Here is a 531-nt window from a genome sequence, read left to right as displayed (position 1 = left end):
CCGCGACCGCCGCCGCCGCCGGAGGCTTTGATGATCACCGGATAGCCGATGCGCTTGGCGATGGCACGGTTTTTATCCATGTCATCGGTCAGCGAGCCGTCAGAGCCCGGTACGGTCGGTACGCCGGTTTTCTTCATCGCGGTGATCGCAGACACTTTGTCGCCCATCAGGCGAATGGTGTCGGCTTTCGGGCCGATGAAGATAAAGCCAGAGCGCTCAACCTGCTCAGCGAAATCGGCGTTCTCAGAGAGGAAGCCGTAGCCCGGGTGGATCGCCACTGCGCCAGTGATTTCGGCGGCAGAGATCAGTGCCGGGATGTTCAGATAACTTTTGACCGACTGCGCCGGGCCGATGCAGACGGTTTCGTCCGCCAGCAGCACGTGCTTCAGGTCGCGGTCCGCAGTGGAGTGTACGGCAACAGTCTTGATGCCCAGCTCTTTGCAGGCACGCAGAATGCGCAGCGCAATTTCACCGCGGTTAGCAATGACAATTTTATCCAGCATGCTTCGCCTCGTTATTCGATGACAACCA

The 531-nt window shown here is 59.1% G+C and carries 1 protein-coding gene; it reads right to left on the bottom strand.

Annotated elements, in window-relative coordinates:
• Positions 1-503 (bottom strand): biotin carboxylase N-terminal domain-containing protein (locus tag PSSD_RS26020; protein ID WP_304949882.1); only part of this gene is annotated, 503 nt, incomplete at its 3' end.
• Positions 504-531 lie beyond the last annotated feature (28 nt).

This window comes from Type-D symbiont of Plautia stali (assembly GCF_001485335.1).
Lineage (GTDB): Bacteria > Pseudomonadota > Gammaproteobacteria > Enterobacterales > Enterobacteriaceae > Pantoea > Pantoea vagans_C.
Note: the sequence above shows the minus strand (reverse complement) of the source record. Positions and strands in the feature narration are given on the sequence as shown.